Raw genomic sequence first — 20,761 nt, forward strand, 5'->3', positions numbered from 1 at the left:
CCGGAGGTGGCGTCCCGGGGTCCCCGGGACACCACCTCCTGCCGGCTATTCCGCCGGGACCCGTCCGAAGTAGGCGTTGCGCAAGCGGTCGAGGTCGGTCAGCTCCGCCGCGGGCGAGGACAGGACCAGCCGGCCCATGTCGAGCACCGCCACGTGGTCGGCCACCCGGACCGACGCCTCGACCGCCTGCTCCACCAGCACGATCGCGAGCCCGGTCTCCTTGAGCTCGGCGACCCGCGCCATGACCTCGTTGACGATCACCGGCGCGAGACCGCCCGAGGGCTCGTCGAGCAGGAGCAGCGACGGGTTCGCCATGAGCGCCTGGCCGATCGCCAGCATCTGCTGCTGCCCGCCCGACATGCTGCCGGCCGGCAGACCGCGCTTCTGCCCGAGCACGGGAAACAGCTCGTAGATCCGCCCGGCCTCCCGCACCAGGGCGGACCGGCTCATCCGGCGGGTGTAGCCGCCCATCACGAGGTTCTGCTCGACCGTCAGGGCGTGGAAGACCCGCTTGCCTTCCTGCACGTACGCCATGCCGCCTCGCACGCGCTGGTGCGGCGCGGCCTTCGTGACATCCTCCCCGGTCAGCGTGACCGTTCCACCGGAGACCTTGTTCAGGCCGGACACCGCCCGCAGCGTGGTGGTCTTGCCCGCCCCGTTGCGGCCGAGCAGCACGGTCAGCTGCCCGGGGTAGACGTCGAACGACACGTCCCACACGACCCGCAGGTCGCCGTACCCGGTGGCGAGGTTGCGCACCCGCAGCACCGGCTCCGCCGTCGTCATGCCTGCTCTCCCTGCGCTCCGGCGAGGTCGGCCTCGCCCTCGATCCCGAGGTACTCGCTCGCGACCCGGGGGTCGTTCTCGATGACCTCGGGCGGACCGGAAGCCATCACCTGCCCGTGGGCGAGCACGACGATGTCGTCGGCGAGGTCCAGCACGAGGCGGAAGTTGTGCTCGACGAGCACCACCGTGCCGCCCGCGTCCCGGATGCGCCGGACCAGCCCGGCGAGCCGCTCGATCTCGTCCTCGTCCAATCCGGACGCCGCCTCGTCGAGCAGCAGCACGCCACCGCCGCCGATGAGCGCCCGCACGACCTCCAGCAGCCGCCGCATGCCCAGCGGCAGGGACGCGGCCTCCACGTCGCGCAGCCCGGTCATGCCCGCGAGTGCGAGCAGGCGCTCCGCTTCCAGCCGGTCCTCGCGCCGCACCCGCCGGAAGCGGGGGCCGCGGAACACCGCGGACAGGATCGACGCGCGGTGCGCGGTGTACCGGCCGGAGATGACCGCTTCCAGCACGGTGATGCCCTCGGGGATGTTCGGCGTCTGGAACGTCCGGGCCACCCCGGCGCGGGCCACCTCGTGCGGCGCCAGGCCGTGGGTCTGCCTGCGCCCCACCGAGATCGTGCCGGCGTCGGTGCGGTAGAAGCCGCACACCATGTTGAGCAGGGTGGTCTTGCCCGAGCCGTTGGGACCGATGAGCGCGGTGACCCGGCCCGGGCGCGCGTGCAGGGTGACGCCCTTGAGCGCCTGGTTGCCGCCGAACGCCTTCGACACGTCCTCGACGGCGAGCGTGGCGCCGCTGAGCGGGGGCAGGCCGGCATCCGCCGGCGCGGCGGGTCCGGAGCGGACGTTCGCCACCCGGTCCAGCCACCTGACCAGCCGCTTGCCGAGGTTCGCGAGCCCGCCCTTGAGCAGCACCCCGCCGACGATCAGGAACACACCCGTGAACACGAGGGCGTACTGCTGGAACTCGCTGGCCTGGTTGGGCCCGAACTGCATGATCGCCGCGCCGACGACCGCGCCGTACACGCTCGCCGACCCGCCGAGGATCGACGCCGCCAGCACGGTCGTGGCGAGCACGAACCCGAACCCCTCCGGCGAGATGTACAGGTCGACGTTCGCGAACAGCGCACCGGCCAGGCCGGCGGGGAGCGCACCGAGCGCGTAGGCGAGCAGCTTCATCCGGAACACCGAAATGCCCATCGACGACGCCAGCACCGGGCTCTGCTTGAGCACCCGGAACGCCACGCCGTGCCGCGACACGACGATGTTGCGCAGCACGCCGAACCACAGGATCGTCACCACGACGATCACCAGGTACAGGTCGTCGGTGGTGAGCGGGGTACCGAGCAGCGTGGCCGGTTCGATGCCGCTGAGCCCGTTGCGGCCACCGGTGGCGTCGGCGAAGATCGTCAGCAGGTCCGGGACGAGCAGCACGAGGAAGAACGACGTCATGGCCAGCGACCAGCTGCCCAGCCGGAGCCCCGGGACACCGGTGATCAGACCGACCAGCAACGCGACGGCGCCACCCGCCAGGAGCTGCACGAGGATGTCCGTGACGCCGGCCTTGGACACGAGTCCCGCGGTGTAGGCGCCGGCCGCGTACATCGCGGCCTGTCCCACCGCCAGTTCGCCCGCGAATCCCAGGCTCAGGTTCAGCCCGCTCACGAGCAACGCGAGGATGCACGCGAGGGTGATCTGCCGCGAGAACGAGAAGCCGAGCCCGCCGAGCGGCAGCAGCGCGACGACGACACCGAGCGCGAGGGGCAGGACCCAGCTGGGCACCGCCCGCAGCGCTCGCCACACAGTCAGCATGTCAGACAGCCCTTTCCCGGGTACGGACGAACAGCCCGGCCGGACGGGCCATCAGGATCGTGATGAACACGGCGAACACGGCGATCGTCGCGAACTCGCCGCCGAGGTAGCGGCTCGCCAGCGCCTCCACGAGGCCGACGATCAGGCCGCCGACGAGGGTGCCCGGAATCGAGCCGAACCCGCCGATCGCCAGCACCACGAACCCCTTGAGCGCCAGGGCGGTGCCGAGGGTCGCCACGGCGTAGGTCTCCGGTCCGACGAACAGGCCGAGCACCCCGGCGAGCGCACCCGCGCAGGCGAACGAGCCGAACACCAGCCGTCGCACGTTCACCCCGCGCAGCATCGCGGCCTCGCGGTCCTCGGACATCGCGAGCAGCGCGAGACCGAGCACGAAGCGCTTGCTCGCCCAGGTCAGCAGCAGGACCAGCAGCACCGCGACCGCGACGAGCGCGAGCTCGACCGGGTAGGCCCGGCCGCCGAGGATCGTGAGCACCCCGTCGCCACCGAAGAACGGGACGGGCAGCGGCTGGGTGCCCCAGATGAGCTGGGCGGCACCGTCGAGCAGCACCGACGCGCCGAGGGTGGTGACCAGCACCGCATGCGGGTCCTTCAGCGGCCGGATGGCGACCCGCTCCTCGATCGCCGCGACGGTGAACACGACCGCGAGCGCCAGCAGCGCCACGACGGGCGCCGGGAGGTGCAGCGTCACCAGCCCGGTGTAGGCGACGAAGCTGCCGATCATGATCAGCTGCGCCTGCGCGAAGTTGAAGGTCTTCGACGAGATGAAGACGATGTTGTAGCCGATGGCGACGAACGCGTAGACCGCGCCCAGCGCGAGTCCACCGAAGATCAGGGTCATCGGAGCTGGAACCTTCCGCGTGGGAAAGGGAACTTCGCCCGCCCGTCCCGGCGGGACCGGCGGGCGAAGCCAACGGACGTGCCGGTCACGGCCGGAACTGGCCGCTGTCGAGCCGGCTGGGTTTGATGAAGACGAACGCGTCCGCCGTGGCGTTCGGCGAGTGCGACGTGGCGCTGTAGTGGTAGTCGTGCAGGATGGCGGTTTTCGCCCTGGCCAGGACCTCCGGCTTCTCGATCGCCTTCGCGATCGCGCTGGGGTCGTCGGCCTTGCCCACGTCGGCGGCTGCCGCGGCCACCAGGGCAAGGGCGTCGTAGTTGTAGGCGTTGATCAGGGTGGACGGGATGACCCCGCCCTCGGCCTTGGCCTTCATCGCCGCCACGGCGGTGTTCACCGAGGTGTCGGCCGGGTCGTAGACGGTGCTGTCGAAGACCTCCATCATGAGGTTCGCGACCTGGTCCGTGCCGAGCACGCCGTCCGGCGGAGGGGTCGACACCAGGCTGGTGGCGGACACCGCGGTGTCGCCGAGCACCGGCACGGTCCAGCCGATCTTGGCGAGGCTCTTCAGCACGTAGCCGACCGGCGCACCGTACGCGGTCATGGCGATCGCGTCCGGCGAGGAGCCGCGCAGGTTCTGCAACTGGGGCGTCATGTCGAGCGCCTTCGCGTCGAACTGCTGCTCCCCGACCACCTGCAGGCCGGCCGCGGTGAGGGCCTGGTGCATCTCCCGCACGAAACTGGCGCCGTAGCTCGTGCTGCCGTAGAGGATGCCGATCTTCTGGTAGCCCTTCTCCTTCGCGTGGGCGATGAAGCCCTTCGCGTAGTCGGTGGGCGACGGCGAGAGGTCGAAGTTCAGCGGGAACTTCCCCGGATCCGCGGACTCGTTGGTCGGGCCGATGTTGAACGAGAGGATCTTGTTCTGTTGCAGGATCGGCAGCGTCGCCGAGGCGATGACGGACGGGCCGGAGTTCAGGTAGAGGTCCGGCTTGCGCTTCGCGATCGCCTCCCGCAGTTTGGTCACCGCGGTCGTGGGATCGCCGCCGTCGTCCACCACGGTCACCTCGATGCGGCGGCCCGCGATGCCGCCCGTCTTGTTGATCTCGTCCGCGCTCGCCTGCGCGGAGATCACCGAGGTCTTGGAGTTCGTCGCGAGCACACCCTGGGCGCTCAACCCACCGGTGACGAGCACCCGGTACGGATCACCGGCGCCGCCACCCGAGGACGCGGCGCCACCGCAGCCTGCGAGGACCAGCGCAGCGCTGGAGACGACCGCGCCCAGTACGAGAACATGTCTGTTCATGACCCAACTTTCGACATTGAAAGGGACAACCAAGCGCTTGCTACTTGGCAGGAGAGCGTAGATGAGCCACACCACCCCGTCAAGCAAACCCGGTAACCAAACGAGCAAGCGCTTGGCAGACACAAAATCGCAGGTCACGAGCACTTCCGGTGCGGGATCTACCGGCAGACCGTCACACCACGGAACCAGCCGGACACCCACGGCTGAACCGCTTCCCGGCGGGCAACGGACCCCGCGTTCGCCGGACGCTCCCGCCCGATCCCCCCGGCCGCGCGCAGGAGCGTTGACCGGCGGCGGCGCACCACCTATTCTCACCAAGCGCTTGCTTGTCTCGATGGTCACGGAAGGCGGATGATGAAGGACTTCGACGGCAGGCCCGGTGCCGCGGTGGTGACCGGCGGGACGGGCGGGCTCGGCGCGGCGATCTGCCGCACCCTCGCGTCCCGCGGAAGCCGGATCGCGCTGACGTATCACGGGAACCAGGAGCGCGCCGACGCCCTCGCGGCCGAACTCACCGCCGAGGGGCGCACGGCGGTCGCCGACCGGCTCGACCTCACCGACGCCGCCGCGACGCGCGCCTACGTCGACAGCGTCACCGAGCGCTTCGGCGCCGTGCACACCGTCGTGCACGCCGCCGGACCCCACATTCCCCAGATCCACCTGTCGCTGGTCGACCCGGACCGGTTCGCCCGCCACCTGGCCGGTGAGGCCGCGGCGTTCTTCAACCTCGCCCACGCCGCGCTGCCCGCCCTGCGGGCGAGCAAGGGCTCGATCGTCGCCGTCACCACCGCGGCCACCCGCCGCTACCCCGTGCGGGACGGGCTGTCCGCCGGCCCCAAAGGCGCCGTGGAAGCGACCGCGCGGGCGCTCGCCGCCGAGGAGGGCCGGTTCGGGGTGCGCGTCAACTGCGTCGGTCCCGGGATGCTCACCGACGGCATGGCCGCCGAACTGATGGCCGGCGGCGACCTCGACGAGCGGGCACTGGAGGTCACCCGCCGCAACATCCCGTTGCGCACCTTCGGCGGGGCGCAGGACATCGCGGAGGCCGTGTGCTTCCTCGCCTCCGACCGAGCCCGGTTCATCAGCGGGCAGAAGCTCGACGTCGACGGCGGGTACGGCGTCTGACCACCATCCACCCGTGACCGGAGGAGCATTCGTGCCGAACAACCCCATCCACTTCGGATTCGCCCCGGGCGAGGTCCTGGTCGTCACCGGCGCCGGCAGCGGCATCGGCCGGGCCATCGCACTCCGCGCGGCGGAACTGGGCCTCGCCGTCGCCGCGTGGGACCTCGACAGCGCGGCCGTCACCGCGACCGCCGAGCGGATCGTGCACGCCGGCGGCACGGCACTCGCCGTCACCGCCGACGTCTGCGTCCCCGCGGATGTCGAGCGCGGCTTCGCCGGGAGCCGCGCGCTGGGCGCCATCCGGTACCTCGTCAACAACGCCGGCCCGTCGTCGGCGAGCGACCTGGGCTTCGACGAGGGTGTGCGGATGGCCGTGGGCAGCGTCCGGCTGGTGACCGAGACGTGGTTGTCCGGCGGCGTGCCGGAGGGCGCCGCGCTGGTGAACGTCTCGTCGGTCGCCGGCAACCTCATGGGCACCGACTCGGCGTGGTACTGCGCGGCGAAGGCGGGGATCGCCGGCTACACCCGGCACCTCGCGACCTACCGCGCGGGCGAGGTGCGCAGCAACGCGATCGCCCCCGGGATGACGGACACGCCGCGGCTGCGGGGGTTCGCGGCCAGCGAGGTCGGGCAGCGCTCGCTCGCGAAGAACCCGCTGGGCCGCATGGCCACCGCGGACGACATCGCGTGGGCCACCCTGTTCCTGCTGAGCCCGCTCGCCTCGTACGTCAACGGCGTCTACCTGCCCGTCGACGGCGGGTGGGCGGTGACCCAGTGAGCGATGACCCGGTGAGCGATGACCCGGTGACCGGTGCCGCCGCGGACCGGTGGGCGATCCACGACGTGGTGCTGCGCTACTGCCGCGGCGTCGACCGGCTCGACTTCGACCTCGTGCGCTCGGCCTACCACCCGGGCGCGATCGACCATCACACCGGCTTCGACGGACCGGTGGACGACTACGTCGAGTGGGTGCGGCCGCTGCTCGCCACCTACACCGGCACGATGCACCTCGTCGGCAACCACCTCGCCGAGGTGTACGGGACGCACGCGGTCGCCGAAACCTACGGGACGGCCGTGCACTGGGGTGAGCCCGCCGCCGATCCGCGGCGGAACTTCGTCAGCGGCTTCCGCTACGTCGACCACCTGGAGAAGCGGGACGGCCGCTGGGCGATCGTCGAGCGGTTCGCCGTGCGGGAGTGGACCCGTTCGACGGTGGGCACGCAGCTCGCCCCCGAGGGCGAGGGCCCGCGCGGCAGGCGGGATGCCGGAGATCCGGTGTACCTGCTGACCCACCGGGCCGCGACCGCCGGAAGCGCTCGGCCCCCGGTGGGGGAACGGTAGCCGCCGGACTTACCGGCGCTCCCGTGGTGTGGTGGGCCGGGCCGCGCGCGGGCGGTGCCGTGCGGCCGGCCTGCCCGCCCGGAGGGGTCGGGCAGGCCGGCCCGGGCTCACGACAGGCGGTCGATCACGAGCGCCATCCCCTGGCCACCGGCCGCGCACATGGTGACCACACCGGTCTGCGCGTCGACCGCGCGCAGGCCGTTGATGAGTGTGGTGGTCATCCGCGCACCGGTCATGCCGAACGGATGGCCGAGCGCGATCGCGCCACCGTGGACGTTCACGCGGTCCAGATCGATCCCCAGGTCGTCGCACGACGGCAGGACCTGTGCGGCGAACGCCTCGTTGATCTCCACGAGGTCGAGGTCGGCGACGGTCATCCCGGCGTGCGCGAGCGCCCGGCGCACCGCCTCCACCGGCCCGAGGCCCATGATCTCGGGCGAGAGCGCCGACACCCCGGTCGACACGATCCGGGCGAGTGGCGTGATGCCCAGATCGCGCGCCCGGTCGGCGGACATGACGATCAGCGCCGCGGCGCCGTCGTTGAGCGGGCAGCAGTTGGCGGCGGTGACCGTGCCGTCCGGGCGGAACACCGGGTCGAGCGCGGCGACCGACTCCAGGGTGACGCCCGCACGCGGCCCGTCGTCCGCCGCGACGGTGGTGCCGTCCGGGGTCACGACGGGCGTGATGTCGGTCGCGAAGAACCCGGCGGCGATGGCGCGCTGGGCGTTGTGCTGGCTGCGCACGGCGAACTCGTCCTGCCGCTGCCGGGACACGCCGCGCAGCTGCGCGACGTTCTCCGCGGTCTGTCCCATCGCGACGTAGGGGTCGGGCAGCAGGCCCAGCGCACGCGGATCCTGCCACGGCGGTGCGCCGGCCGCCGACCGTCCGGCCGTGCGCGCCTCCGCCTCGGCGTAGCGGGGGTTGTGCGTGCCGGGCATGCCGTCGGCCTTGCCGCTGCCGTAGCGCGACACGGTCTCCACACCCGCCGAGACGAACACCTGCCCTTCCCCGGCGCGAATCGCGTGCAGCGCCATGCGGGTGGTCTGGACGCTGGACGCGCAGTAGCGGTGCACGACCGTGCCGGGTACGGTGTCGAGCCCCGCGGCGACGGCGAGCTGGCGGCCGAGGTTGTAACCCTGTTCCCCGGCGGGCTGGCCGCAGCCGACCATGATGTCGTCGATGGTCGCCGGGTCGAGCTCGGGCACCTGTTTCAGCGCGGCCTCGAAGACCTGGACGAGCAGGTCGTCGGCGCGCAGGTCACGCAGCGAACCCTTGCCGGCGCGGCCGATGGGTGACCGCGTGGCGGCGACGATCACGGCTTCAGGCATGGACCCTCCCAAATTGAACAAGCAAGCGATTGGTCAAGTTAATTCGGGTACGGGCCGTTCGTCAAGGCGTGCACGGCAGGCCGCCACCAGGAAGACCTTGCGCATGCCGCTGAGGAACGTCTCGTGCGCTGCCGACGACCCACCGCACCCGGCCTCACCCGGGCTCCTGCGCACGGCGCCGTTTCTGCCACGGCCAGCGCCCCTCGAGTTCGACTTCCAGGGAGAAACTGAGGAAGGTGCGCACGGCGACGATCACCGCCAGCACCCCGACGCTGGTGTAGGTCGGGGAGATCGCGACGGTCCGGATGATGTCCCCGGCGACCAGGAACTCCAGCCCGAGCAGGATCGCCCGTCCCAGGCCCTGCCGGTACCGGCGGTAACTCCCGGTCAGTTCCTCCCGCGCGGCCAGCCGGCGCAGAAAGCCGGCCGAACCGATGACCGCACCCACGACCATGACCGCGACACCACAGGCGTCGACCGCGGTGCCGACGGTCTCCATTACTCCGGTGAACTCCATGGTGGTCCTCGATCAGGTGCGCGGCGCGGCGCCGGGCCCGCAGGCCCGGCGCCGGTGTCCTTGGTGGAGGTGTTCGCTCACAGGTCCGGAAGCGTGGTGCGCGATGCGTGCGGCGGCTCGTCGTCGTTCACGACGGTCAACCCGCCCTTCGACTCGTAGATCACGTAGCGGATCCCGGCGAGGCTGTGCACACCCCGTTCGCGCAGTACCTCGTACAGGTCGCCCTCGGTCAGCTGCGCTGTCTTCAGCTGCCGGTGGTCCACGGCGCCGTCCACGACGAGGACCCGCACCGGGTGGTCGAGCACGCGCGCCACCCGCGGGACGAACCGCAGCCGGGAAATGATGATGTGCACCACCAGCAGGGTCACCAGGGCGACAGCACCGATCAGGAACGACGTGTCGGCGGCGGTCGCGCTCCGCCCGACGATGGCGCCCGTCGCGATGATCACGACGAGGTCGAAGATGCGCAGCTCGGCGAGGGCCCGGCGCGGGGCGAGCCGCAGACCGGCCAGCGCCGTCAACGACAGCGTGAGGGTCTTCACGCACACCGCGGGGAGCTCGCCCGCGTCTCCGATCAGCCAGTCCGCGCCACTCATCGCCACCACCCCGTTCCCCTTCCCCGGCCGCCGGAGCCCCCACCGGCTACCCGCACGGACCGCCCTTACGCACCCTCCCTACGGGGCGCTCGAGCACCGTCGTGCTGGGGAATGTGGCGCGCGGACGCTGCCGGCCGCGATGAGCCCGTCACTGCCGGGCGGCCGCGATGCTGAGGATGTCCTTGTTGCCGTCGGCCCAGGTCGCGGTCATCACCACCTCGTTGATGAGCCAGTGGCCATGCACCCGGGCCAGCCCGAAGCGGTAGGTGCCGCCGAGGGTCCAGCGAGGTGAGCCGAACGTGGTCGCCAGCAGGTGGGTGGCCTGGAACGCGGCGGTGAGCACCGCGGTGTCCCCGTCCACGGTCGCCAGGTGGTTGCCGAGCAGGTGCTGGGTCGCGTCGAAGGCGCCGATCAGAGCCGACCACTGGGCTTTGATCTCGTCCGGGGTCTGCGTCCAGGGCTCGCCGCCGTAGATGCTGGTGTAGTCGAGGGTGACCCGATCGGCGAACACCCCGGTGAACCTGTCCCAGTCACGCATGTCGACCAGCCACATCATCCGGGTGCAGGTGTCGATGACGTCGGCGCGGTCCTGGGCGGTGCTCATAGTCTCTCCTCCACTGATCATTGCAGGGGCAACAGGTTGCGGTCGTCGAAGACGCGGCGGGCGATAGCCATGGCGGCGAACACGCGCGGGAACCCGGCGTACGGGATCACCTGCATGATCGCTTCGACCACGGCCCGTGGTGCGAGGCCGGCGGCGAGCGCGGTGCCGACGTGGGCCTCCAGCTGGGGTTCGACACCCCCGGTCGTGATCAGCGCGCCCAGGATGACCAGCTCGAATTCGACCGCGAGCCGGCTCAGGTCCGGGGCCACGTCAGCGAGCGCGTCGTAGGCCTGTCGCCGCGGGCCGGCTCCACCGATCTCCTGCTGGCGAGCCAGCCCGCGCCGGAAGCGTTCGGTCATGAGCTCTCCCCTGTTGTTCGTTCGTGCAGGTCACAGCGTGCCGGTTGGACACGACGCGACCCAGATCCCTGGTTGTACGGGTACTGGCAGGGCCAGGCTGGGCAGGCATACTGGTGGCGTGGCAGACGTCGGGTTGGGTGGGTTCCTCCAGTCGCGCCGCGCGCGGGTCACGCCGGAGAGCGTGGGGCTGCGCCCCGGGGGCCGGCGGCGCGTGCCTGGCCTGCGCCGGGAGGAGCTGGCACAGCTCGCCGGGATCAGCGTGGAGTACTACCAGCGGCTGGAGCAGGGGCGGGCCGGCCGTCCCTCGGACGAGGTGCTCAACGCTCTCGCCGACACGCTCCGCCTGGACGCGGTGGAGCGCGAGCACCTGCGCGCCCTGGCCCGCCCGCCCCGGCGTGGCGCCCGCTCCCCCGAGTCGGTGCGGCCCGAACTGCGGCGCATGCTCGATCTGATCGACCTGGTGCCGGCGCTGGTGATCAACGACCGGTTCGACGTGCTGGCCGTCAACGGGCCGGCGGGCCGGCTGTTCGGCGAGAAGCAGAACCTCGCGCGCGAGCTGTTCCTGGACCCGGCCGCCCGGGACTTCTACGTGGAGTGGGACGAGGTGGCTGCGGCGACCGCGGCCCAGCTGCGACTGGTCGCCGGCCGGCATCCCGGCGATGCGGATCTCGCCCGGCTGGTGGCCGAGTTGTCCGAGCGGAGCACGGAGTTCCGGCGGCTCTGGAGCACCGGGGATGTGGAGCTGCGGGCGTTCGGGGCCAAGAGCTTCTTGCATCCCGATGCCGGGGTGCTGACCTTCCACTACGAGAACTTCGAGCTGCCCGGCGACGCCCGGCAGCGGCTGATCACCTTCACCCCGGCGAAGGGCAGCACCACCGAGGCCGCGCTGCAGCTGTTGGTGACCGGCGCTGCCGCCACCCGCTGAGGTCCTGGTTCGGGCCGGGCCGGCGGTGGTCGCGCACCGGAAGGCTGCGTGCCGTCGGTCAGGACCCGGCGCTCGGCCGGTGCGCGGACAGCAGCGCCTCGGCCGCTGCCCGCGCATCGGCACCCGCAGCGGTGGTTGCGTCGATGGTGACGACCACACTCGCCCCCTCGATGAGGAGCAGAAGCTGCCTGGCGAGCCGGGCCGCGTCGGCGAGGCCGGCCTGCTCGATGCGGTCTTCGAGCAGGCGCCGGTACCGGACCAGGTGCCGTCGGGCGATCGCGGCGACGGCGGGATCGGCACGCATGTCGGTGACGGTGTTCACCACCGTGCAGCCGTGGTAGCCGGGACGGGCGAACCAGTCGATCAACAGGTCGAACACCGACAGGACCCGCTCGACGCCGGCCGGTGCACCCGCGGTCTTGCGGACGAGCCAGGCGTGGATCCGGTCGCTGTGTTCGGCGAGCATCGCTTCGACGAGCGCGTTCTTGGACGGGAAATAGCGGTACAGGCTCAGCTTGGACGCCTTCGCCTCCGCCGCGATCTCGTTGACGCCCACCGCGTGCACGCCCTGTTCGTAGAAGAGCCGGGCGGCTGCGTCGAGGATCTTCGCCCGAGTGGCCCGCTGCGACGGGCTGAGCTCTTCGAGCGCCACGTCCGTCCGTAGCTTCTCCATGACCAGACAGTACCAACCTGTACTACAAGAAAACAGATCGGTACTGTCGCGGCATGGCGAACGATCATCAGGTACCCGTCACGCGGCTGTGGCTGGCCGTCCTCTGCGGCTACCTCGCACTCGGTGCCACCCTCCAGGAACTGCCCGGTTACGTGTCGGGCCACTTCCACCAGCGCCCGTTCGCCGTCGGGGTGGCCGTGGGCCTCGCGTTCGCCGGAACGGCCGCCGCCCGGCCGTTCGCCGGGCGTGCGGGCGACGCCGGCCGGGCTCGTCCGGTCGCCATGACCGGGGGCGTACTGACCGCAGTGGCCGGCGTGGGCCACCTGCTCGCCCCGGACATCGGGACCCTGCTCGCCGCACGCCTGGTGATGGGGGTCGGCGAGGCGGCGCTGTTCTCCGGATGCCTGCCGTGGGTGCTGTCCGGGATCGCCCCGTCGCGCCGCGGGCGGGTGACCGGCTGGTTCGGACTGTCCATGTGGGGCGGCCTGTCGGCCGGTCCGTTGCTGGCGGTCGCGGTGGGCTCGGCCGGCGGGGCGAGCGCCGTGTGGTCGGCCGTGCTGACGTTGCCGGCCCTCTCCACCGTGTTGATCGCCTCGACCCGCCGACCTGCGCGACCGGCGACATCCGTCTCCGTGCGCGGCTGGCGCGACCTCGTGCCGGCCGGGGTCGGCATACCGGGGATGGTGCTCGGGCTCGCAGCCTACGGATACGGCAGCCTCACGGCGCTGCTCGTGCTGTTCCTGGCGACTCCCGGCATCGGCGGGACGGGCACCGGCCTGGCGGTCTTCTCCGTGGCGTTCCTGGCGACGCGTGCGGCAGGGAGCCCGCTGGTGGACCGGTACGGGGGCCTGGCGACAGCGCGCGTCGTCCTTCCCATCGAGGCGGCCGGGCTGGCCCTGCTCGCCATGGCCACCTCGCCGGTTGCCGCACTGATCGCGGTCGCCGTCACCGGCGCGGGTCTTGGCATGATCTATCCCGCGACGACGAAGCTGACCTTGCGCAATGCCGGAGGGCTGACGACGGGAACCGCGGTCGGTGCCATGACGTCGTTCTGGGACCTCGGCATCCTCGTCGCCGGGCCGGTCAGCGGTCTGATCGCGGCAACCGCGGGATTTCCCGCGGCGTTCGCGACGGGATCGGGTGCCGCGGTGCTCGCCGTCGTCCTCACCGCGGTGGACAGGGCGCCACGTGATTCCGGCGAGGGTTCGCTCGTCTGAGGCGCCTTCGGCCGCTACGCCTCGAGCTCGTCGAGTAGTTCCCGAGCGTCCACGTCGCCCCACACGGCGCCCCGTTCGAGCACCGCTCGCGCCTCGTCGACGCGATTCCGGCTCAGCAGAAAGCGTCCCAGGGCGTGACTCCAGCCGACTTCGTCGTCGTCGAACGCGGCCCAGAATTCCCTCTCCGCGGCCTCGAGGTCGCCACGATGCTTCCACAGGAACCACCCGTACTTCTGATGGACCCGTGGAGCACCGAGTCGAACGCCGTCCCGGAACAACGCATCGGCCTCGGCGAGCTTGCCCAGGTTGGCGTACACGTCGCCAAGCGCCGGATAGACGCCCGGGTACCGCGGAGACAGATACCGCTCGCCCACATCCCTCGCCGCCGCCAGATCGTTCAGATCCTCGACGTACAAGGCGATCAGGTTTCCGGGGGCCAGCCGGTCACCGAACTCCGCCGCCCGCCGGAAAATCGCGATGGCCTCGTCCAGATTTCCCTCGTCGCACAGCAGGAGCCCGTAATCGTTGAGTGCTGACAGATCGCCGTGGTCCATCGCTCTTCGATAGGCTTCATGCGCGGTTCGGTAATCGCCCAGCTCGGTGGCCAGGGAGCCCAGAACCGTGCACAGGTCCACACGCCCCTGGCCGATGGCCGCCTTCAGCACGGCCAGCGCGTCGCGAGGCCGGCTACCACCGAGCAAGGCATACGCGAGCTCGCGGGGCGCCGAAGGCTCTCCGGCGGCGACGGCCTCCCGGAGCACCTCGATCGCTTCCTCATGACGGTCCTCGTCGCGCAGCTCGGTACCGCGTCGCGTCAGCGGCTCACCCTGGTGCATCGGTTGCGCGATCCGTCACGCGATCAAAGTACCGGTGCCGCACCTGCGCCCCGCGGCAGGCGCACCACTCCAGGAGGTTGCCGCCGTGGTGTACAGCCGGAAACCCCTCGGGGCGAGGGAGTCCACGGTGCTGTGCCAACAAACGGTTCGTCGTCGAGCACTTACCCCAGCCGGGCCTCGTCTTCGCGTTCACGAGCCCGTCGTGGCGGCCACCGGCGGTTCGCGGCTTGCTCGCCTCGGCCGTCCGGCCGGTCACCGGCTCTTTTCGTGCTGGAAGAACGCCCCGGGGCGGCTCCGGCCGGAGGTCAGCCGGCGTCGGACCTGACGTAGGCCTCGCACTCGCCCAGCGGTGCCCCGGCGCCGTCCAGCAGGCAGACCGACACGATGGCCGCGCCGCCGGGGACGTCGGCGGTGAGGTCGATCCGGAAGGGGCCGATCCGGTCCCCGCACTGGGCACTGGTGCTGCCCTCGTCGAGCCGGCCACCGCCGGAGTCGTAGGCGACGGCGTACGCGCGGCGGCAGCCGCTGCTGCTGAGGGACCGCAGCGTGCCATCCAGCCGCACGGCCCGCGCATACCAGGTCATGGTGCCTTCGGCGTAGGTAGCTGTGTATGCCACCTTGAAGTGGTTGCTGGGATAGGCCGCAGCGGATGCCTGCGGCACGGCCAGCGCCAGCGCGGTCAGGACGACCGCGCACCCGGCGGCCTTCGCACGTTTCGACATGTGGTTCCTCCCCAGTCGGCCGGGCCCGTCCGCGCGGACCGGTTTTGCAGCTTCCCACGCCAATCAAGGTCAAGAACGAGAACCGGTCATTTTCACCCGGCCGGGCGCCGGGGACGGCAAGGTCATTTCCGAGCCGGACGGGCACATCGCGGTATTGATCGACAATGGCGTCACAGTGAACCGGCTCACCGCGGATACGGACGACAGATCGTCATTTCCGGCGGCTATCCTGGGCGAGCAGCACTGAAGGAGATCACGGGTGAAGCTGAGCGACGACGAAGAGCGGAAGCTGAGGGAGCTGGAACGCGCATTGCAGGCGGAGGACCCGGGACTCGATCGGCGTCTCGCCCGGTTGCAGCCGGACGGTCCCCCGGCAGTGCTGGCAGTCCTCGTGCTCGCAGCCGGCGTCGCGCTCGCGGTGGTGCTGGTGACGCTCGGCGACCTGCTCGCTGTCCCGGCGTGCCTGGTGGCCGGCCTGATACTCACCGGCACGGTTCCGGCACTGGCCGTCGTGTGGTGGGCCCGGCGCTACTACTGCCGGTACTGCGCGGGCAAATGGCCCGCACCCGCCCGTTCGTGCCCGCGATGCGCCCGTCCTACGCCCGCATGAGCGACGGCATTGGCCGGGTGCGTTTCGCCGTACCGGACTAATCTGAGGTGTACGTCACACAAGGATGGCGTCGGCGTGTAGCCGGTTATCCGCGAAAAGGAGTTGTGATGGTACATACGGAGAAGGGTTCGGTGGAAGCGCCGGTCACACCGCAGGTGGATCCCGGTGCGCACATCGCCGATCCGGCCCCGCTGGGCCTTGCCGCATTCGCGATGACGACCTTCGTGCTCAGTGTCTTCAACGCCAAATTGATCAGCAACACCGCACTGGAAGCCGTGGTGCTGCCGCTCGCCCTCTTCTACGGCGGGCTGGGCCAGTTCATGGCCGGCATGTGGGAGTTCCGCAAAGGCAACACCTTCGGCGCGTTGGCGTTCACCTCGTTCGGGGCGTTCTGGCTCTCTTTCGCCGCATATGTGAAGTTCGTCGAGCCCGGACTCGGGGCGAGCGCGGCGACCGCGACCGGGCTCTACCTGCTGGCGTGGACGATCTTCACCGCCTACATGACGGTGGCCGCGGCCCGGGTCAGCGGCGCGGTGCTGGCCGTCTTCGTGTTCCTGACGCTGACGTTCTTGTTCCTCACCATCGGGACGTGGGCAGCCTCGCCGAGCATGGGCAAGGTGGGCGGCTGGCTCGGCCTGGTCACGGCCGTACTGGCGTGGTACGCGTCCTTCGCCGCGGTCACGAACTTCACCTGGAAGCGGAGCGTGCTGCCGCTGTTCCCGCTGTCCTCGGCGCCGCACCGCTGACCCCACGACGAAGTCCCGGCGCGCACCGTCCGCGCCGGCGTGCCCTTGCGCAGCGGTTGTGGAGCACTCATGACCCTGTCGGATGAACAACGCCGGGAACTCGCCGAGATCGAGCGGGATCTGTGCACTGAGCCGACGTTGCCCACCTTGACCGAGCTCTTCGCCGGCTCACCGCACCACGTCTCGTCCTGGGCCGCCCAGCCTCGAACCCGTACCGTCCGGGCCGGACGGCGGACCCGGCTCGTCACACCGGCCGCCGCGGCAGCAGCCGTACTGGGAATCGCCGACGCGATCGTGGCGGGCCTGGCCGGCCTGACCACGCCAGTCTCGATCGGTGTCGTCGTGGCGGTCAGCGCGGTCGCGGTGCTCGTCGCGGATCTGCTGTGCCCGGACCGGTCCGCGGGCACACACCTGCCCAACCCGTTCCACCGGGGGTGAACCGGCTTCAGACCTGTACTGGCACACCGTGTGACCGTTCCTGTGGGCGAACGATTCGCCCCACAGGAACGCGCCGCGAGCCGGATCGCGCCGCAGACCGGCCCGAGCAGTCCCGCTGAGCCGCTACCCGGACCGCTCGGCAGCGGCGAACCCGTGGCGTGAATGAGCGCCGTCGCAGAAGGGCTTGTTGGCCGACCTCCCGCAGCGGCACAACAGCTTCGTGCGGCCGGGTCCGAGGTCGTAGACGTTGTTGTCGTGGTCGACCAGGCGGATCGGGCCCTTCACCTGGTACGGGCCGTTGTCCACCGCCTTGATCACGACCTCGGGGACGGGCTGACCGGTCATCAGCCCGCGACCCGGTAGCCGGCGCCGGCGATCGCCGCGTGGACCTGCTGGTCGTCGATCGGCGCGTCGCTGGTGACGGTGACCTCACCGGTCGCGATGTCGACGTCGACGTCGGTGATGCCGGCCAGGCCGGTGACCGCGGTGGTCACCTTGTTCATGCAGCCGGAGCAGGTCATGCCCTCGACGGTGTAGACAGCAGTGCTCATCCCTTGCCTCCTCATCAGCGCTACCACTGGGTGACCGGGAGGCCGAGCCAGACCCGGCCATCTCAACTACCCGCAGGGGGTATGTGGATCACGCTAACACGGACGCTACCCGATACACCACGGGGGTATACGTCCGTCGTCCAGCAACGGACAGCGCCCGACAGCGCCCGACGGCGCCCGACAGCGCCCGACAGCGGCTCACCGCAGCGACGCGCCGCCTGCCCACCGCTCGGCGGCACCGGCCGGACCGTCCGTGACGGGTGACCCGAGGAGATCGTGCCGCACCGCGAACGACGCCGCTTCCAGCCGGGAGTGGACACCCAGCTTGGTCATCAGCGCCTGCACGTGGCTGCGCACCGTCGTGACGGACACCCCGAGCCGCCGGGCCATCACGTCCGTGCGGAGCCCGTCGACGAGCAGTTCGAGGCATTGCCGCTCGCGCACGGTCAGGTACCGGGCGAGCAGCCGCGCCTCGGGATCGGTTCCGGCGCTGTCGCGCCCGTGCCGCCGGATCGGCAGGTCGGTCACGAGCTCACCGCGCATGACCTTGCCGATCGCCGTCACGAGGCTCGCGCAGCCGCGCGACTTGTGTACGTAGGCGGCCGCCCCCGCCTCGACGGCCGCGACCATCGACTCGATCGTCGCATCCGCGGTGAGCACGACGATCCTCGTCCGCGGGCTCGCCGCCTGGACGGCCGCTACGCCGTCGTGGTGGTCGTGCTCGCCGAACCGGAGGTCCAGCACGCAGACATCCGGTTCGTAGGCGCGGACGGACGCGACGAGCTGACCGAACTCGTGGGCCGAGACGACCACATCGATCCCGCTCTTGCGGAGCATCGGGACCATCGCCTCGACGAGGAGAACGTGGTCGTCGCCCACAGCAGCACTGATCATCGGACATCCCTCCCGCTGGCGGTGCCGGTGTCGTCATACCCGCTCGGGGCCAGGGTCACCCGCGCCAGTGTGCCCGCCGGGGCACGTTGTGCGAAGGACACGTGCACGCCGAGCTCCCCGCTCAGTTTCCGCACCGCGGCCAGTCCCAGTGTGGCCCATCCGGGCTCGCCCCCGCCGAAACCCGGTCCGTCGTCGGCGATCTCGATCACGACCGGTTCCACGCCGGCGATCCCGACCGAAACCGTGCCGCCGCGGCCGGCCGCGCGGGCGGCGTTGCCGACCAGGTTGGACAGGATGCGCCACAGCACGCCGCCATCGAGGTCGGTCTCCGGTTCCGGCCCGTCGAGGAGGGTGACCCGCGCCGGGCCCGTCGCATCCGCCTGCTCGGTCAGCTGCGCCAGCAACGAGCGCACCGGAATGGGCTGGCCACCGGCCGCCGGGCGGAACGCCTGCTCGATGAGCGAGGTCAGCATCCGGGTCTGCGTGTGCACGAGTTCGAGCTTGCGCCGGGCGGACGCCGCGTCGAGGTCGTCGGACAACGCGGACTCCACGAGAAAACTGACGGCAGCCACCGCATGCCCGATGTCGTGGATGAGCGCTCGGAGCTCATCGGCATGCCGGTCCCCCCGCCGTCTGCCCCTGCTCTGCCGCCGGTCCGGAACCGCAGTCATGGTGCCACCTCAAGAACGGCTGTAGCCCTAGCCGTTAACCCGTTTCGAAATGAGTCGCACGACTGGTTGAGCGTGTTACGAGATCCGTGCAGGCCACGATCATGGTTGCGGGAACGGGAAATGCGGATCGGCGTTCAACCGCTGCAGCACCGAGAGCAGGTCAGGATGGTCGATCAGCCGGCCCCCGCCGTAACTCCAGGCGAACGTGATCTGCCCGCTCCAGTCCGATTTCTGCCATTGGGCGATCATGTGCTCGAGCTCGGCCGCGGTCGGCCAGCGCCACTTGCCGGCGCCGAAAGCCTGGAGCAGAGCCAGGTACCGGTGCACACCCGCCGCCCGCAGTGCCGCGATGTAGGCGGGGATCAGGGACCAGTCACACGCCTGGCCGGTACGGCAGGGGTAGGGATCCGTGGCGATCACGTCGACGGCATCGGCGAACGCGCGGAACTGCGCCGGGTCGTCGATGTTGGCCAGGGTGAAGTGGCGCGGATCGGGATCGAGTGACCGGACGAGGCGGGCGCGGGCACGCACGTCGGCCGCCGCGGACGGGCAGGTGCCCGCCGTGTTCGGTTCGTCGGCGAGGAAGTACGCCCGGGTCCGGGGTGAGCCGGCGAGCCGGAACTCGTCGAACAGGGCGGCGATCTGCGCGTCACTCCACGACCAGGTACAGGTCTGGTTGTCGTATCCGCCCAGCCACACCAGGCCCTGCTGTCCGGGTGGCACCGCGGACAGCTCGGCCGGCGTGACATCGACGAGCCGGAATCCGTACTGGGCCGCGGTGTTTTCGATATCGGTGTCCAGAATTGCCGTCAGGAAAGGCGGTTCCGGCGCGGCCGGTGGTGGTGACGCCGGCGGCGGTGACGCGGACGGGGTCGTGCACGCGGCGGTGAGGATCAGGGTCACCACGGCAGCCGCGGCCGGCCACCGGCGTGCGTGACCACCCAAGCGGCGGGCCGTGCGGGTGGTGCCGTGAACTCGTTCCATCGCCCTGCCAGCATCGGCTCCGGCGCGCCCGGTGCCCTCCTGCGTTTGGGGGTGCCGGTCACCTGCAAACGCATGAGGACAGGCCCACGGGCGGCGCCCACGATGTGCCGATGGAGCGGACGCGTGTGTTCTTCGTGGACGACCACCAGGTGCTGACGGACGCCCTGGCCACCTTGCTGGCCGACGATCCAGAGCTGCACGTGGTCGGCCACGGCACCATCCGCGACCCGCAGCTGACCGGGCTGGTCGCCGTGTTGCAGCCCGACGTGATCACGGTCGACGTCGCCGCCGCGGACATGGAGCCGGGCCGGCTGGTCGAGCGGCTGCTGGCCGCGGCACCCGGCGCCCGCGTCGTCGTGCTGACCGCCGCGCACGATCCCCGTCAGGCCACCGACGTCGCGCGGGCGGGCGCCGCGGCCTGGGTGAGCAAGCAGTGCTCGGCCCGCTACTTCGTCACGGTGCTGACCGGGGTGTGCCGCGGCGAGGCGTTCTTCCCGGCCGACCTGCTCGGCACCGTCTTGCACCAGCTCCGCGAGGACATCGGCCGCGCGCGGGCGCACAGCAGGCTGCTGGACGTCCTGACCGCGCGCGAGTGCGACGTCCTCACCGGCATGACCGCCGGCTGGTCGAGCGCGCGCATCGCGGCGGAGCTGTTCCTGTCGCCGCACACCGTGCGCAGCCACATCCGCGCGATCCTGTCGAAGCTCGACGTGCACAGCCGCCTGGAAGCGGTCCAGAAGGTGCGCGCGGCCGGCCTGGCTCCGCCCGACGGCGCCGCCGTGATCGGCCTGCGGGACCACCGGCCCGCATCTGAGGTAACGCATCTACCCCATCGGTAGGAGTCGCCGACCACGGCCCGCGCTTAGCGTCGACA

Annotated in this window: 27 protein-coding genes; 10 read left to right on the plus strand and 17 right to left on the minus strand. The window is 71.1% G+C overall.

Features of this window, described 5'->3' with window-relative positions; all coding sequences use genetic code 11:
- Window positions 1–45: 45 nt before the first annotated feature.
- The 4 genes from FHX45_RS03850 to FHX45_RS03865 all read right to left on the minus strand — a co-directional run bounded on the left by FHX45_RS03850 (window position 46) and on the right by FHX45_RS03865 (window position 4,750).
- The gene (locus FHX45_RS03850) at window positions 46–783 is read right to left on the minus strand and encodes an ABC transporter ATP-binding protein (RefSeq protein WP_167096685.1); all 738 of its coding nucleotides are present in this window, start codon (window positions 781–783) and stop codon (window positions 46–48) included.
- Complete coding sequence (locus FHX45_RS03855; RefSeq protein ID WP_208405794.1) at window positions 780–2,594, minus strand: branched-chain amino acid ABC transporter ATP-binding protein/permease; 1,815 nt, start codon at window positions 2,592–2,594, stop codon at window positions 780–782. Before FHX45_RS03855 ends, FHX45_RS03850 begins: the two co-directional genes overlap by 4 nt.
- 1 nt (window position 2,595) lies before the next feature.
- The gene (locus tag FHX45_RS03860; RefSeq protein ID WP_167096687.1) at window positions 2,596–3,453 is read right to left on the minus strand and encodes a branched-chain amino acid ABC transporter permease; all 858 of its coding nucleotides are present in this window, start codon (window positions 3,451–3,453) and stop codon (window positions 2,596–2,598) included.
- A gap of 85 nt (window positions 3,454–3,538) precedes the next feature.
- Entirely contained in the window at window positions 3,539–4,750 is a 1,212-nt protein-coding gene (locus tag FHX45_RS03865; protein WP_167096689.1) for an ABC transporter substrate-binding protein, read from the minus strand.
- 351 nt (window positions 4,751–5,101) lie between these two features.
- On the opposite strand from FHX45_RS03865, the gene FHX45_RS03870 reads away from it, so the two are divergent.
- From FHX45_RS03870 to FHX45_RS03880, 3 genes are read left to right on the plus strand one after another with little or no spacing between them, the layout of a single operon-like run.
- Entirely contained in the window at window positions 5,102–5,875 is a 774-nt protein-coding gene (locus tag FHX45_RS03870) for an SDR family NAD(P)-dependent oxidoreductase (protein WP_208405795.1), read from the plus strand.
- Between the two features lie 13 nt (window positions 5,876–5,888).
- Window positions 5,889–6,653 (plus strand): SDR family oxidoreductase, encoded by a 765-nt coding sequence (locus tag FHX45_RS03875; protein WP_167096691.1) that lies wholly within the window; start codon window positions 5,889–5,891, stop codon window positions 6,651–6,653.
- 11 nt (window positions 6,654–6,664) lie between these two features.
- Window positions 6,665–7,216, plus strand: coding sequence for a nuclear transport factor 2 family protein (locus tag FHX45_RS03880; RefSeq protein WP_208405796.1), 552 nt, complete (start codon window positions 6,665–6,667; stop codon window positions 7,214–7,216).
- A 107-nt stretch (window positions 7,217–7,323) separates the two neighbouring features.
- Here the strand turns inward: FHX45_RS03880 and FHX45_RS03885 are convergent, their stop codons facing one another.
- The 5 genes from FHX45_RS03885 to FHX45_RS03905 form a co-directional block, all read right to left on the minus strand.
- Window positions 7,324–8,544 (minus strand): acetyl-CoA C-acetyltransferase, encoded by a 1,221-nt coding sequence (locus FHX45_RS03885; RefSeq protein WP_167096693.1) that lies wholly within the window; start codon window positions 8,542–8,544, stop codon window positions 7,324–7,326.
- A gap of 154 nt (window positions 8,545–8,698) precedes the next feature.
- On the minus strand, window positions 8,699–9,061 hold the full coding sequence (locus tag FHX45_RS03890; RefSeq protein WP_167096695.1) for a DUF1622 domain-containing protein: 363 nt from the start codon (window positions 9,059–9,061) through the stop codon (window positions 8,699–8,701).
- Between the two features lie 77 nt (window positions 9,062–9,138).
- Window positions 9,139–9,657 carry a DUF421 domain-containing protein gene (locus tag FHX45_RS03895; protein ID WP_167096697.1) on the minus strand — a complete coding sequence of 173 codons (519 nt, stop codon included), beginning with the start codon at window positions 9,655–9,657 and terminating at the stop codon, window positions 9,139–9,141.
- Window positions 9,658–9,805: 148 nt separating this feature from the next.
- On the minus strand, window positions 9,806–10,261 hold the full coding sequence (locus FHX45_RS03900) for a nuclear transport factor 2 family protein (protein WP_167096699.1): 456 nt from the start codon (window positions 10,259–10,261) through the stop codon (window positions 9,806–9,808).
- 17 nt (window positions 10,262–10,278) lie between these two features.
- On the minus strand, window positions 10,279–10,620 hold the full coding sequence (locus FHX45_RS03905; protein ID WP_167096701.1) for a carboxymuconolactone decarboxylase family protein: 342 nt from the start codon (window positions 10,618–10,620) through the stop codon (window positions 10,279–10,281).
- 118 nt (window positions 10,621–10,738) lie between these two features.
- Between FHX45_RS03905 and FHX45_RS03910 the strand changes: the two genes are divergently transcribed.
- Window positions 10,739–11,545, plus strand: coding sequence for a helix-turn-helix transcriptional regulator (locus tag FHX45_RS03910; protein WP_341771344.1), 807 nt, complete (start codon window positions 10,739–10,741; stop codon window positions 11,543–11,545).
- Between the two features lie 58 nt (window positions 11,546–11,603).
- On the opposite strand, the gene FHX45_RS03915 is transcribed toward FHX45_RS03910, so the two are convergent.
- Window positions 11,604–12,218, minus strand: a complete 615-nt coding sequence (locus FHX45_RS03915) for a TetR/AcrR family transcriptional regulator (RefSeq protein ID WP_167096705.1) — start codon at window positions 12,216–12,218, stop codon at window positions 11,604–11,606.
- 53 nt (window positions 12,219–12,271) lie between these two features.
- Between FHX45_RS03915 and FHX45_RS03920 the strand changes: the two genes are divergently transcribed.
- Complete coding sequence (locus tag FHX45_RS03920; protein WP_167096707.1) at window positions 12,272–13,435, plus strand: MFS transporter; 1,164 nt, start codon at window positions 12,272–12,274, stop codon at window positions 13,433–13,435.
- Between the two features lie 14 nt (window positions 13,436–13,449).
- Here FHX45_RS03920 and FHX45_RS03925 read toward each other — a convergent pair whose 3' ends face one another.
- The gene (locus tag FHX45_RS03925; protein ID WP_167096709.1) at window positions 13,450–14,271 is read right to left on the minus strand and encodes a tetratricopeptide repeat protein; all 822 of its coding nucleotides are present in this window, start codon (window positions 14,269–14,271) and stop codon (window positions 13,450–13,452) included.
- A 305-nt stretch (window positions 14,272–14,576) separates the two neighbouring features.
- On the minus strand, window positions 14,577–14,993 hold the full coding sequence (locus FHX45_RS03930) for a hypothetical protein (RefSeq protein ID WP_167096711.1): 417 nt from the start codon (window positions 14,991–14,993) through the stop codon (window positions 14,577–14,579).
- On the opposite strand from FHX45_RS03930, the gene FHX45_RS03935 reads away from it, so the two are divergent.
- The 4 genes from FHX45_RS03935 to FHX45_RS03950 all read left to right on the plus strand — a co-directional run bounded on the left by FHX45_RS03935 (window position 14,992) and on the right by FHX45_RS03950 (window position 16,787).
- Window positions 14,992–15,240, plus strand: a complete 249-nt coding sequence (locus tag FHX45_RS03935; protein ID WP_167096713.1) for a hypothetical protein — start codon at window positions 14,992–14,994, stop codon at window positions 15,238–15,240. The genes FHX45_RS03930 and FHX45_RS03935 overlap by 2 nt on opposite strands.
- Window positions 15,241–15,252: 12 nt before the next feature.
- Window positions 15,253–15,603: a DUF3040 domain-containing protein gene (locus FHX45_RS03940; protein WP_167096715.1), complete on the plus strand. Its 351-nt coding sequence runs from the start codon at window positions 15,253–15,255 to the stop codon at window positions 15,601–15,603.
- A gap of 107 nt (window positions 15,604–15,710) precedes the next feature.
- Window positions 15,711–16,349 carry an acetate uptake transporter gene (locus FHX45_RS03945; protein WP_167096717.1) on the plus strand — a complete coding sequence of 213 codons (639 nt, stop codon included), beginning with the start codon at window positions 15,711–15,713 and terminating at the stop codon, window positions 16,347–16,349.
- Between the two features lie 69 nt (window positions 16,350–16,418).
- Window positions 16,419–16,787 carry a hypothetical protein gene (locus FHX45_RS03950; protein WP_167096719.1) on the plus strand — a complete coding sequence of 123 codons (369 nt, stop codon included), beginning with the start codon at window positions 16,419–16,421 and terminating at the stop codon, window positions 16,785–16,787.
- A gap of 123 nt (window positions 16,788–16,910) precedes the next feature.
- Here FHX45_RS03950 and FHX45_RS03955 read toward each other — a convergent pair whose 3' ends face one another.
- The 5 genes from FHX45_RS03955 to FHX45_RS03975 all read right to left on the minus strand — a co-directional run bounded on the left by FHX45_RS03955 (window position 16,911) and on the right by FHX45_RS03975 (window position 19,887).
- Complete coding sequence (locus tag FHX45_RS03955) at window positions 16,911–17,132, minus strand: CDGSH iron-sulfur domain-containing protein (RefSeq protein WP_167096721.1); 222 nt, start codon at window positions 17,130–17,132, stop codon at window positions 16,911–16,913.
- The gene (locus FHX45_RS03960; RefSeq protein WP_167096723.1) at window positions 17,132–17,338 is read right to left on the minus strand and encodes a heavy-metal-associated domain-containing protein; all 207 of its coding nucleotides are present in this window, start codon (window positions 17,336–17,338) and stop codon (window positions 17,132–17,134) included. Before FHX45_RS03960 ends, FHX45_RS03955 begins: the two co-directional genes overlap by 1 nt.
- 198 nt (window positions 17,339–17,536) lie before the next feature.
- Window positions 17,537–18,232, minus strand: a complete 696-nt coding sequence (locus tag FHX45_RS03965) for a response regulator transcription factor (RefSeq protein WP_167096725.1) — start codon at window positions 18,230–18,232, stop codon at window positions 17,537–17,539.
- Window positions 18,229–18,903 (minus strand): sensor histidine kinase, encoded by a 675-nt coding sequence (locus tag FHX45_RS03970; protein WP_167096727.1) that lies wholly within the window; start codon window positions 18,901–18,903, stop codon window positions 18,229–18,231. Before FHX45_RS03970 ends, FHX45_RS03965 begins: the two co-directional genes overlap by 4 nt.
- A gap of 99 nt (window positions 18,904–19,002) precedes the next feature.
- Window positions 19,003–19,887: a hypothetical protein gene (locus tag FHX45_RS03975; RefSeq protein ID WP_167096729.1), complete on the minus strand. Its 885-nt coding sequence runs from the start codon at window positions 19,885–19,887 to the stop codon at window positions 19,003–19,005.
- Window positions 19,888–19,997: 110 nt separating this feature from the next.
- On the opposite strand from FHX45_RS03975, the gene FHX45_RS03980 reads away from it, so the two are divergent.
- On the plus strand, window positions 19,998–20,726 hold the full coding sequence (locus FHX45_RS03980; protein WP_167096731.1) for a LuxR C-terminal-related transcriptional regulator: 729 nt from the start codon (window positions 19,998–20,000) through the stop codon (window positions 20,724–20,726).
- Window positions 20,727–20,761: the final 35 nt, after the last annotated feature.

This window comes from Amycolatopsis granulosa (assembly GCF_011758745.1).
Classification (GTDB): domain Bacteria; phylum Actinomycetota; class Actinomycetes; order Mycobacteriales; family Pseudonocardiaceae; genus Amycolatopsis_E; species Amycolatopsis_E granulosa.

Bases quoted from the DNA above. Each gene is read 5' to 3' on its own strand.
- FHX45_RS03945 (WP_167096717.1), top strand. From the start codon at position 15,711: ATGGTACATACGGAGAAGGGTTCGGTGGAAGCGCCGGTCACACCGCAG.
- FHX45_RS03950 (WP_167096719.1), top strand. From the start codon at position 16,419: ATGACCCTGTCGGATGAACAACGCCGGGAACTCGCCGAGATCGAGCGG.
- FHX45_RS03870 (WP_208405795.1), top strand. From the start codon at position 5,102: ATGATGAAGGACTTCGACGGCAGGCCCGGTGCCGCGGTGGTGACCGGC.
- FHX45_RS03915 (WP_167096705.1), bottom strand. From the start codon at position 12,218: ATGGAGAAGCTACGGACGGACGTGGCGCTCGAAGAGCTCAGCCCGTCG.
- FHX45_RS03925 (WP_167096709.1), bottom strand. From the start codon at position 14,271: ATGCACCAGGGTGAGCCGCTGACGCGACGCGGTACCGAGCTGCGCGAC.
- FHX45_RS03860 (WP_167096687.1), bottom strand. From the start codon at position 3,453: ATGACCCTGATCTTCGGTGGACTCGCGCTGGGCGCGGTCTACGCGTTC.
- FHX45_RS03895 (WP_167096697.1), bottom strand. From the start codon at position 9,657: ATGAGTGGCGCGGACTGGCTGATCGGAGACGCGGGCGAGCTCCCCGCG.
- FHX45_RS03905 (WP_167096701.1), bottom strand. From the start codon at position 10,620: ATGACCGAACGCTTCCGGCGCGGGCTGGCTCGCCAGCAGGAGATCGGT.
- FHX45_RS03855 (WP_208405794.1), bottom strand. From the start codon at position 2,594: ATGCTGACTGTGTGGCGAGCGCTGCGGGCGGTGCCCAGCTGGGTCCTG.
- FHX45_RS03920 (WP_167096707.1), top strand. From the start codon at position 12,272: ATGGCGAACGATCATCAGGTACCCGTCACGCGGCTGTGGCTGGCCGTC.
- FHX45_RS03975 (WP_167096729.1), bottom strand. From the start codon at position 19,887: ATGGAACGAGTTCACGGCACCACCCGCACGGCCCGCCGCTTGGGTGGT.
- FHX45_RS03930 (WP_167096711.1), bottom strand. From the start codon at position 14,993: ATGTCGAAACGTGCGAAGGCCGCCGGGTGCGCGGTCGTCCTGACCGCG.
- FHX45_RS03980 (WP_167096731.1), top strand. From the start codon at position 19,998: ATGGAGCGGACGCGTGTGTTCTTCGTGGACGACCACCAGGTGCTGACG.
- FHX45_RS03890 (WP_167096695.1), bottom strand. From the start codon at position 9,061: ATGGAGTTCACCGGAGTAATGGAGACCGTCGGCACCGCGGTCGACGCC.
- FHX45_RS03955 (WP_167096721.1), bottom strand. From the start codon at position 17,132: ATGACCGGTCAGCCCGTCCCCGAGGTCGTGATCAAGGCGGTGGACAAC.
- FHX45_RS03960 (WP_167096723.1), bottom strand. From the start codon at position 17,338: ATGAGCACTGCTGTCTACACCGTCGAGGGCATGACCTGCTCCGGCTGC.
- FHX45_RS03935 (WP_167096713.1), top strand. From the start codon at position 14,992: ATGTGGTTCCTCCCCAGTCGGCCGGGCCCGTCCGCGCGGACCGGTTTT.
- FHX45_RS03965 (WP_167096725.1), bottom strand. From the start codon at position 18,232: ATGATCAGTGCTGCTGTGGGCGACGACCACGTTCTCCTCGTCGAGGCG.
- FHX45_RS03970 (WP_167096727.1), bottom strand. From the start codon at position 18,903: ATGACTGCGGTTCCGGACCGGCGGCAGAGCAGGGGCAGACGGCGGGGG.
- FHX45_RS03865 (WP_167096689.1), bottom strand. From the start codon at position 4,750: ATGAACAGACATGTTCTCGTACTGGGCGCGGTCGTCTCCAGCGCTGCG.
- FHX45_RS03850 (WP_167096685.1), bottom strand. From the start codon at position 783: ATGACGACGGCGGAGCCGGTGCTGCGGGTGCGCAACCTCGCCACCGGG.
- FHX45_RS03900 (WP_167096699.1), bottom strand. From the start codon at position 10,261: ATGAGCACCGCCCAGGACCGCGCCGACGTCATCGACACCTGCACCCGG.
- FHX45_RS03885 (WP_167096693.1), bottom strand. From the start codon at position 8,544: ATGCCTGAAGCCGTGATCGTCGCCGCCACGCGGTCACCCATCGGCCGC.